This is a genomic window from uncultured Georgenia sp. (genome assembly GCF_937958535.1).
Lineage (GTDB): Bacteria > Actinomycetota > Actinomycetes > Actinomycetales > Actinomycetaceae > Oceanitalea.
Genome location: NZ_CALGNQ010000030.1, coordinates 1 through 8,036, shown reverse-complemented (window position 1 = coordinate 8,036; position 8,036 = coordinate 1). Strand labels below are relative to the sequence as shown.

Annotated in this window: 11 protein-coding genes and 1 tRNA gene; 6 read left to right on the top strand and 6 right to left on the bottom strand. The window is 74.6% G+C overall.

Annotated features, from left to right (window positions below; all coding sequences use genetic code 11):
- Positions 1-83: 83 nt before the first annotated feature.
- Both Q0195_RS01450 and Q0195_RS01445 read left to right on the top strand, forming a co-directional pair.
- Positions 84-692, top strand: a complete 609-nt coding sequence (locus Q0195_RS01450) for a hypothetical protein (protein ID WP_299273579.1) — start codon at positions 84-86, stop codon at positions 690-692.
- A gap of 42 nt (positions 693-734) precedes the next feature.
- Positions 735-1,313 (top strand): HhH-GPD-type base excision DNA repair protein, encoded by a 579-nt coding sequence (locus Q0195_RS01445; protein WP_299273577.1) that lies wholly within the window; start codon positions 735-737, stop codon positions 1,311-1,313.
- Between the two features lies 1 nt (position 1,314).
- Here the strand turns inward: Q0195_RS01445 and Q0195_RS01440 are convergent, their stop codons facing one another.
- A complete protein-coding gene (locus tag Q0195_RS01440; protein WP_299273575.1) occupies positions 1,315-2,205 on the bottom strand; it encodes a LysR family transcriptional regulator in 891 nt (296 codons plus the stop codon).
- A gap of 81 nt (positions 2,206-2,286) precedes the next feature.
- On the opposite strand from Q0195_RS01440, the gene Q0195_RS01435 reads away from it, so the two are divergent.
- The 4 genes from Q0195_RS01435 to Q0195_RS01420 all read left to right on the top strand — a co-directional run bounded on the left by Q0195_RS01435 (position 2,287) and on the right by Q0195_RS01420 (position 4,661).
- On the top strand, positions 2,287-3,219 hold the full coding sequence (locus tag Q0195_RS01435; RefSeq protein WP_299273572.1) for an EamA family transporter: 933 nt from the start codon (positions 2,287-2,289) through the stop codon (positions 3,217-3,219).
- 230 nt (positions 3,220-3,449) lie between these two features.
- Positions 3,450-3,896 carry a hypothetical protein gene (locus Q0195_RS01430; RefSeq protein ID WP_299273569.1) on the top strand — a complete coding sequence of 149 codons (447 nt, stop codon included), beginning with the start codon at positions 3,450-3,452 and terminating at the stop codon, positions 3,894-3,896.
- 133 nt (positions 3,897-4,029) lie between these two features.
- Positions 4,030-4,455, top strand: a complete 426-nt coding sequence (locus Q0195_RS01425) for a pyridoxamine 5'-phosphate oxidase family protein (RefSeq protein ID WP_299273567.1) — start codon at positions 4,030-4,032, stop codon at positions 4,453-4,455.
- Positions 4,456-4,585: 130 nt separating this feature from the next.
- A tRNA-Glu gene (locus Q0195_RS01420) sits at positions 4,586-4,661 on the top strand.
- Positions 4,662-4,706: 45 nt separating this feature from the next.
- Here the strand turns inward: Q0195_RS01420 and Q0195_RS01415 are convergent.
- From Q0195_RS01415 to Q0195_RS01395, 5 genes are all read right to left on the bottom strand, one after another.
- Positions 4,707-5,129, bottom strand: coding sequence for a hypothetical protein (locus Q0195_RS01415; protein ID WP_299273564.1), 423 nt, complete (start codon positions 5,127-5,129; stop codon positions 4,707-4,709).
- Positions 5,130-5,354: 225 nt separating this feature from the next.
- Positions 5,355-6,302 carry a sigma-70 family RNA polymerase sigma factor gene (locus Q0195_RS01410; protein ID WP_299273561.1) on the bottom strand — a complete coding sequence of 316 codons (948 nt, stop codon included), beginning with the start codon at positions 6,300-6,302 and terminating at the stop codon, positions 5,355-5,357.
- Between the two features lie 32 nt (positions 6,303-6,334).
- Positions 6,335-6,808 (bottom strand): carboxymuconolactone decarboxylase family protein, encoded by a 474-nt coding sequence (locus Q0195_RS01405; RefSeq protein ID WP_299273560.1) that lies wholly within the window; start codon positions 6,806-6,808, stop codon positions 6,335-6,337.
- A gap of 119 nt (positions 6,809-6,927) precedes the next feature.
- Positions 6,928-7,194 (bottom strand): helix-turn-helix transcriptional regulator, encoded by a 267-nt coding sequence (locus tag Q0195_RS01400; RefSeq protein WP_299273558.1) that lies wholly within the window; start codon positions 7,192-7,194, stop codon positions 6,928-6,930.
- Positions 7,194-7,856, bottom strand: coding sequence for a DUF2975 domain-containing protein (locus tag Q0195_RS01395; RefSeq protein WP_299273555.1), 663 nt, complete (start codon positions 7,854-7,856; stop codon positions 7,194-7,196). Before Q0195_RS01395 ends, Q0195_RS01400 begins: the two co-directional genes overlap by 1 nt.
- Positions 7,857-8,036: the final 180 nt, after the last annotated feature.

Below are 8,036 nucleotides of genomic sequence, written 5' to 3'. Positions count from 1 at the left end.
GCATTCCCTCGGCCGAACCCACCTCCCATCCTGGAGAGGTCGACCCACACCACGGGCCGGCGCACCGTGATGAGGGGACCACCATGACCACGCGAACTGCCTCTCCCAGCCCGACCACCACGACGCCGCGCCCGGCCTCGGGCGCCTTCCTCGCCCTGTGGTCGGCGCTCGGCGTCGTCGCCGGGCTGGGGCTGGCCTACGGGCTCTCCGCGATGCACGGCGCCACGACCACCGCCGGCACGACGACACTCACCCCGGCCTCCGCCGTCGGGGTCGCTGCCCTGTGTTACCTGGCGGCCGCGGCGACCAGGACGCGCTGGGTGGCGTGGCTCGGCGTGCCCGTCTTCAGCGGGCTGGCGTTCGCCGGCCTGCTCAGCGCGATGCCGTGGTGGCTGCTCTTCACGGTGGCCGGCGTCGTGCTCCTGCTCGTGGGGGTCGCACTCGGCGCCGGTCGGGTCACCGCCACCCAGGCCGCGGCCATGGTCGGCTACTTCGGGCTCGCCGTGCTCGCGCTCCACCTCGCCCCGCGGCTTGGGCTCGCCCTGGCCGGCGTGGTGCTGGCGGCCCACGCGCTGTGGGACGTGTGGCACTACCGCCGCGACGTCGTCGTCCACCGGTCACTCGCCGTCTTCTGCATCGGGCTCGACGTCACCGTCGGGGCGCTGTGCCTCCTCCTCGCCGTGCTCGGGTAGGCGCGCCCGCCGGCCCTTGCCAGGAGTGAGAGGATCGGCCCCATGGACCACGACCTGCACTTCACCGGCGACGACGCCGCGGACCGGCTGCTGTCCACCGACCCGCTGGCCCTGCTCATCGGCATGCTGCTCGACCAGCAGGTCCCGATGGAGACCGCCTTCGCCGGCCCCTACAAGCTGCACCAGCGCCTCGGCGGCATCGACGCCGCGAAGCTCGCCGCGATGGACCCCGACGAGCTCACCGAGGTCATGCGCCAGACCCCGGCCGTGCACCGCTACCCCGGCTCGATGGCCAAGCGGATCGTCGCGCTCAGCGCCGCCATCGTGGCCGACTACGACGGCGACGCCGCCCGCATCTGGACCGACGGCAACCCCGACGGCCCGGAGATCCTGCGTCGCCTCAAGCAGCTGCCCGGGTTCGGGGAACAGAAGGCGAAGATCTTCCTCGCTCTGCTCGGCAAGCAGTGCGGCCTCCAGGCTCCCGGCTGGCGCGAGGCCACCGGCGAGTACGGCGCGGACGGCGCCATGCGCTCCATCGCCGACGTCGTCGACGAGGCCACCCTGCTCCAGGTCCGCGAGACCAAGCGGGCCCTCAAGGCCGCCGCCAAGCAGAAGGCCTGAGCTACCCGGTCAGGTCAGGCGCCGACGGCGCCTCGAGCAGCGCGAGGAACGCCCGCGTCGCCGGGGAGGGGTTGAAGCCGCTCCACGCCAGGTACTCCACTCGCACCGGCCCGTCGCCCACCGGCACCGTGCGCACCGCACGGCTGCGCGCCGCGATCTCCTCGGCGAGCAGCGCCACCGCCAGCCCCTGCCCGACGAGCCCGAGCATGAGCTCGGGGGAGGAGACCTCGTAGGCCACCTCCCGCTCCAGCCCGGCCGCCGCGAAGGCGTGGTCGGACTGCGCCCGGCCCGAGGAGTCCGCCGGGAAGTCGGCGAACACCTCGCCCGCCAGGTCACGCAGCCACACCCGCTTTCTGCCCGCCAGCCCGTGGTCCGGCGGCAGGACGGCGACCAGCGCCTGGCGCCCCAGCTCGCGCAGCTCCACCCCGCGCGGCCGCACCCCCTCGCGCAGCCCGAGCAGCGCGACGTCGAGCCCGCCCGCCGCCACCTCGCGCGCCATGACGTCGCTGGACCCCACCCGCAGGCTCACCCGCACCTGGGGGTGGTGCTCGCGGAAGCGCTGGAGCACGGCGGGCAGGTCGAGCGCGACGACGGTGGGGATCATCCCCACCGCGAGCCGACCGCGCACCTCACCCACCGCGGCGGCCGCGTCCGTCACCGCCCGCTCCGCCGCCTCCAGGCACTGCCGGGCCGCGGGGAGGAAGGCGTGCCCGGCCGGGGTGAGCTCCACCCGCCGGCTGGTGCGCGCGAAGAGCGCCACCCCGAGCTCGCGCTCGAGGTTCTTCACCTGCTGGCTGAGCGCCGACTGCGCGACGTAGCACTGTGCCGCGGCGCGGGTGAAGCTGCGGGTGTCGGCGACGGCGACGGCGTAGCGCAGCTGGCGGAGCTCCATGGCATCGATCGTGCACCACGATCGATGCCATCTCAACCAGGTGTTGGACGTATCGATCGGTGCGGGCGAACACTGGGTGGCATGACCACCACGCTCACCCGCCCGCCCGGCCAGGACCGGCGCCGGATGCTGCCCGCCGGAGCGGTGCTGGTCGCCGTCACCGCGCTCGCCCCGATGTCGTGGGGCACCACCTACTCGGTCACCACCGAGCTGCTCCCGCCCGACCACCCGCTCTTCGCCGCCCTCCTGCGCACCCTGCCCGGCGGGCTGCTGCTCATCGCGGCCACCCGCACGCTGCCCCGCGGGGACTGGTGGTGGCGCGCCGCCGTGCTCGGCACGCTCAACATCGGGGCCTTCCAGGCGCTGCTCTTCGTCACCGCCGAACGCCTCCCCGGCGGCGTCGCGGCCACGCTCGGGGCGGTCCAGCCGCTCGTCGTCGCCGGGCTCGCCGTCCTGGTCCTGCGCGAGCGGCCCACGCTGTGGCGGACCGGATGGAGCATCGTCGGCGTCCTCGGGGTCGGGCTCGTCGTCCTGGAGCCGACCGCCCGGCTCGACGCCCTCGGGGTCCTCGCCGGGCTCGCCGGCGCCGGCTCGATGGCCCTCGGCGTCACGCTCACCAAGCGGTGGGGCAGCCCCGCCGGCGTCGGTCCGCTCACCTACGCCGGGTGGCAGCTGGCCGCCGGCGGGCTCGTCCTGCTGCCGGTGACCGCCCGGCTCGAGGGAGTGCCGCCAGGGATCGACGGCGGCGCCGTCGCCGGCTACCTGTGGCTCGGCACGGTGGGCGGATTCGTCGCCTACTCCCTGTGGTTCCGCGGCATCCGGCTGCTCCCGGTCACCGCCACGACCATGCTCGGCCTGCTCTCCCCGCTCGTCGCTGCGACCATCGGCGCACTCCTGCTCGGCGAGACGCTCACCGCCGGCCAGCTCACCGGGTTCGGCCTGGCGCTCACCGCGCTCGTCGCCGGGCAGCGGGACCGCGCGCCGGCAGCGCTCGGGTGGGGAACGCGGCGATGAAGGTCGCGTACACCGGCGCCTGACCTGCGATCATGGGAGACGCGACAGGGTGCCTCGCCCGAACGCTGTGACGGGCGATCATGACGAGGCATCTCCGAGCTCCTGGCGCGCCTGCACAGGCCACCGACGATGCAGCTGTCCGACGGCGGATGGAGACCAGCAATGCCGAATGGCCCGAGCGCTCTTCCGGCATGGTCGGGCTGGGATGACCGAGGATGAGACGACATCTGGTGTCCACTGTCGGCGTCACCGCCGCACTGATCGTCACCGCCCTGGCCGGCTGCGGTTCGAACGGGCACGAGGCAGCGGACCCGCAGGAGCGAGTAGGGCTCGTCGAGGTGGGGGACCACACGCTGCTGGTGCAGCTCATCGACGAGGGTGGCGCCGACGCCGCGTTCGCCGGGCCGGTCGGGGTCAGCGGACAGGGCTGCTACGGCATCTCGAACGAGGACGGCTCGGTGACGCCCGTCATCTGGCCGCTCGGGTTCGGGCTCACCGAGGACGGCCGCCTGCGAGGCGATGACGGCACGGTGTATGCGGCGGGGGACGCTCTCGATGCCGGCGGCGGCTTCGTGGACGATCTGCGGTCGTCCTACGGCCCGATCGTCGACGAGTGCCTGGGCGGCGGCGTGGACGGCATCGTGCTGGGGTCCGTGCGGCCCGTCCCGAGTGGCTGAGCCGCCGCCAGCCGGACAGCTCGTCCCAGGCGACGCGGTGCGCCGACCGTCTCGGGGCGCCGTCCCGGCGCCGAGTCGCGCCTCGCCGTGGTCGACTAGGCCCCATGACGACGCCGTCCCCGCCCGCCGCCCGATGAGGCTCACCCCGGACGAGGCGCTGGCCAGGCTGCGCGCCCACGACCACGCCGTCCTGTGCACCGTCCACCCCCGGCGCGGCGTGGACGCCGTGCCGGTGACCTTCGCCGTCGACGGCCGGCACGTCGGCCTCCCGGTGGACACCGTCAAGGCGAAGCGCGCCACCCGGCTGCAGCGCGAGCGCAACCTCGAGGCGGACCCGCGGGCGACGCTCCTCGCGGACCACTGGGACCCGGATGACTGGTCACGGCTGTGGTGGGTGCGCGCCGAGCTCGTGTGGCAACCGCACCCGCCCACTGCCGTGCAGGACGCGCTCGCAGCGCTCCTCGCCGACCACTACCCGCAGTACGCGGACCGGCCGTTCACGCGGGTGCTCGTGCTGCGCGTCACCGCTGTCACCGGCTGGGCGGCCGGGGCCGGCTGACGGCGGGCGCGGCCGCCCGGAGGTGGCACGCGAAAGGTCGCACGCGAACCCGGTCCGGGGTGCCCGATTCGGCTCTGCGCGCCAGATGTGGCAGATTGGACCCCGGACGGACGCATCGAGCGTCCTCCGTGCCCCCATCGTCTAGCGGCCCAGGACACCGCCCTCTCACGGCGGCGGCGCCGGTTCGAATCCGGCTGGGGGTGCCACCTCTCATCGGCGGCCTGCCGGTGCGGCCACGTGGCCGTCGCGGGTCAGCGCGTGCGCTCCTCGGCCAGGCGGGCCTCCACCCGCGCCCACAGGTCCTTGTGGAACCCGAGCCGCCGCACCAGCACCTCCAGCACGGAGCGGACGAGGAAGGTGAGGTAGCAGGAGACCAGCGCCGTCACCAGGAGGGTCTTGAGCACCGGCTGGAAGACGGGGCTGTAACCCGCCAGGGCGTAGCCGACCGTGAGCACGACGAAGAGCGCGGTCGAGCCCACGAACAGCTGGAAGACCGCGCCGCGGCGCAGCCGGTGCGCCAGGCGGCTGTACCGCAGCGCCCGCCGGTAGGCCTTCGGCTCGGGCTCGGCGTGCACGCCCATCATGACGTCGCCGCCCAGCACCGACCAGACCACGAGGAGCGGGAACGCCGCGAGGGTCCAGAAGGCGATGGCGGTGCCGACGAAGCTGAGCACGGCAGTCCTTTCGAGTCGCGGGCAGCGGGCCGGCCGGGCGCGCACATGCCGAGGTACGTGTCGTCCTGCCCATCGGCAGCCGCGTGCCGAAGATGAGGCCGCCCCGCTCGCCGCGCGGGTGATCCGGGCCATCACGCGGCCGGCCTGGCCGGCCGCGTCGCTCAGCGGGGAGCGCCACGACCGCGGCGGCCACGAGCCCGGCCCGGGTGGCGGTGGCCGCCGCACTCAGCCGAGCAGCAGCACGCCCTGGGACGCGACGAGCCCGGCGAGGCCCGCGTGCTTGTCCGGGTTGGCGACGTCGAAGAGCCGGTAGATGCGCCCGTCGCGCACCTGGAGCGAGATCACGTGCCGGTCCCCCGACATGGTGAGGACGGCGCCGGGGCCGGCGTTGACCGCCAGCAGCTGTGCCGTGCTGCGCTCCGCGGGGTGCCGCGCCGTGACCCCCGCGGTGAACCGGGCGACGTTCGAGGGGCCGTAGAGCGGGCGGCGCGCCGCGCGCACCCGCCCGCCGCCGTCGCTGTAGGCGACGACGTCGGCGTGCAGCAGCCCGAGCAGGGCTGCGACGTCCCCGGCCCGGGCCGCCCGGAGGAAGAGCTCGAGCAGCCGCTGTGCCTCGCGCTGGTCGGCACCCGGCGTCAGCCCGAGCGTCGGGTCGGCGTGGACGTCGCGCCCGTTGAGCTCGCTCAGCCGGCGGGTGCCGCGGCTGTGGTGCTGCCGTGACGCGGCGGGGGAGATCTGCAGCACCTCGCCGATCTCGGTGTGCTCGTAGCCCAGCGCGCGGAGTACGACGACGGCGCGCTGGGGCGGGGTGAGCTCCTCTGCCAGCATGAGGAACGCCGTCGTCAGCGCCTCGGTCCGCTCCGCCTCGGCGTGCGGGTCCGGTCCGGCGTGGACCACCGGCTCGGGCACCCACGGCCCGACGTAGGACGCCTCGCGACGGCGGGCGCGCAGCGCGTCCAGTGCGCGGCGCACCGTGACCGTGGTGAGCCAGGCGGCCGGGTCCGCCACCGGCCCGGGCTGCCGCAGCCACTCCAGCGCGACCGCCTGGACCACGTCCTCCGCATCGCCCCACGAGCCGCACATGCGGTAGGCGAGCAGGGTGAGCCGGCGCCGCTCGCGCTCGAAGGCCGCGGCCTCGGGCGCGGCGGCGGGCTCCGCTTCGGGCCGGGTCACGTTCCCAACGTAGCGACCCACCGCGTGCCCGGTCAGCGCGCTGCGGCGGCGACGGCCGGGTAAGTGGCACCGGCGAGCGGGGGCGGGGCCTGCCGGGTGGGCACCGCGATCCGGTTCCACAGGTTGATGGTGCCGATCGCCAGCAGGAGGTCGGCCAGCTCCCGTTCGGTGAGCTCGCGGGCGGCGGACTGCCAGGTTTCCTCATCCACACCGCCCGGCAGGAGGGTGACCTGCTCGGTCAGTGCCAGCGCGGCGCGCTCGGTCGGGGTGAAGAAGTCCGTCTCGCGCCAGGCGCTCACGGCGTAGATCTTGCGCGTCGGCACCCCGGCCGCCTCCAGGTCGGTGGCGTGCATGTCGACGCAGAAGGCGCAGCCGTTGAGCTGGGAGGCGCGCAGCTTGACGAGCTCGAGCAGCTCCCGGTCGAGCCGGCCGCGCACGTACTGCTCCAGGCCGAGCACGGCGTGGAAGCCCTCGGGGGCGTGCTGGGTGATGTCGAGGCGGGACATGATCCTCCGTCGGTCGTCCGGACCCACCGGGGTGGTGGGGTGAGCGAGGTGCTCACCCTCTTTGTCGCCGGCGGGGCACCGGGTGTGACAGCGCCCCGCAGCCCGGTCACCGTCGCCGCTCAGGGCGCGGGCGTGCCCGCCCGGTCCGCCCGCACGAGCAGGTCCCCGATCTCGCAGTCCAGCGCCCGGCAGATCGCGATGAGGGTGGAGAAGCGGATGGCCCGCGCACGGTTGTTCTTCAGCACCGAGAGGTTGACGATGCTCACCCCGACGAGCTCGCTGAGCCGGGTGAGCGTCATGCCCCGCTCGGCGAGCAGCTCGTCGAGCCGGCAGTGGACGCCGGTGGGTGCGTCGTCGTCGGTCTCCCGCGTCCTCGCGCGGGCCATCACACGAGCCCCTCGACGTCGCGCTGCATCCGGGTGCCGATCCCGAAGGCCGCGGCGACCACCCCGAGGGCCAGGCCGATGCCGATGGGGGCCAGGTCGAGGGTGACGAGGAGCCCGACGAACCCCTCGGCGCTGTCGCCGGAGCGTGCCACGGCCTGCGGGGCGACCTCGGCGACGACGGTGCCGCGGCCGAAGTCGGCGAGCACCCCGCTGGTGGTCCCGCCGACGATGACGAGGACCGCCACCCAGTTGAGCGCCGTGGTGACCGAGCGCCCGAAGGGACGCTGCCGCGAGATCCGCACGCACAGCCACACCAGGGCCACGCAGATGCCGAGCACCGTCAGCCAGGCGACCGCCTCACCGGCCCACAGCAGCGCCCGCGCCCACCCCGAGACGCCCTCGACCGTCATCTCCACGGACTCGTAGCGGGCCGCGGTGACCGCGTCGAGCGACTCGGTGAACGCGGGCGTCGCGGGGTTCTCGATCGGCAGGTCGCGCACCGTGAGCGGCCCGGAGCCGAGGGTCTGCACCCCGGTGACGACGATGGCCGCGAGCGAGGCGAGTGCGACCAGCGCCGCCCCGGCGGCGATGACGACGAGCCCCGCGCGGTCGAGCCGGTCGACGACGCGGCGGAGGGACGAGCGGCCGGATGACGTGTCCATGACGCACCTTCACGTTTGTCGATAACAACGAATATCGATAAACGTAGGGGTGTGCGGCGAATCTGTCAACGGCGGTCCGGCACGGGCGACCGCGCCGGCACGGCGGGCAGCCCGCCTCGGTCCTGCTTCGGTGCGCGCAGGGCAGGTCTCGCTGCGGCGGCGGAGCGGCCGCAGCTCCGG

Bases quoted from the DNA above. Each gene is read 5' to 3' on its own strand.
- Q0195_RS01450 (WP_299273579.1), top strand. From the start codon at position 84: ATGACCACGCGAACTGCCTCTCCCAGCCCGACCACCACGACGCCGCGC.
- Q0195_RS01445 (WP_299273577.1), top strand. From the start codon at position 735: ATGGACCACGACCTGCACTTCACCGGCGACGACGCCGCGGACCGGCTG.
- Q0195_RS01440 (WP_299273575.1), bottom strand. From the start codon at position 2,205: ATGGAGCTCCGCCAGCTGCGCTACGCCGTCGCCGTCGCCGACACCCGC.
- Q0195_RS01435 (WP_299273572.1), top strand. From the start codon at position 2,287: ATGACCACCACGCTCACCCGCCCGCCCGGCCAGGACCGGCGCCGGATG.
- Q0195_RS01425 (WP_299273567.1), top strand. From the start codon at position 4,030: ATGAGGCTCACCCCGGACGAGGCGCTGGCCAGGCTGCGCGCCCACGAC.
- Q0195_RS01405 (WP_299273560.1), bottom strand. From the start codon at position 6,808: ATGTCCCGCCTCGACATCACCCAGCACGCCCCCGAGGGCTTCCACGCC.
- Q0195_RS01400 (WP_299273558.1), bottom strand. From the start codon at position 7,194: ATGGCCCGCGCGAGGACGCGGGAGACCGACGACGACGCACCCACCGGC.
- Q0195_RS01395 (WP_299273555.1), bottom strand. From the start codon at position 7,856: ATGGACACGTCATCCGGCCGCTCGTCCCTCCGCCGCGTCGTCGACCGG.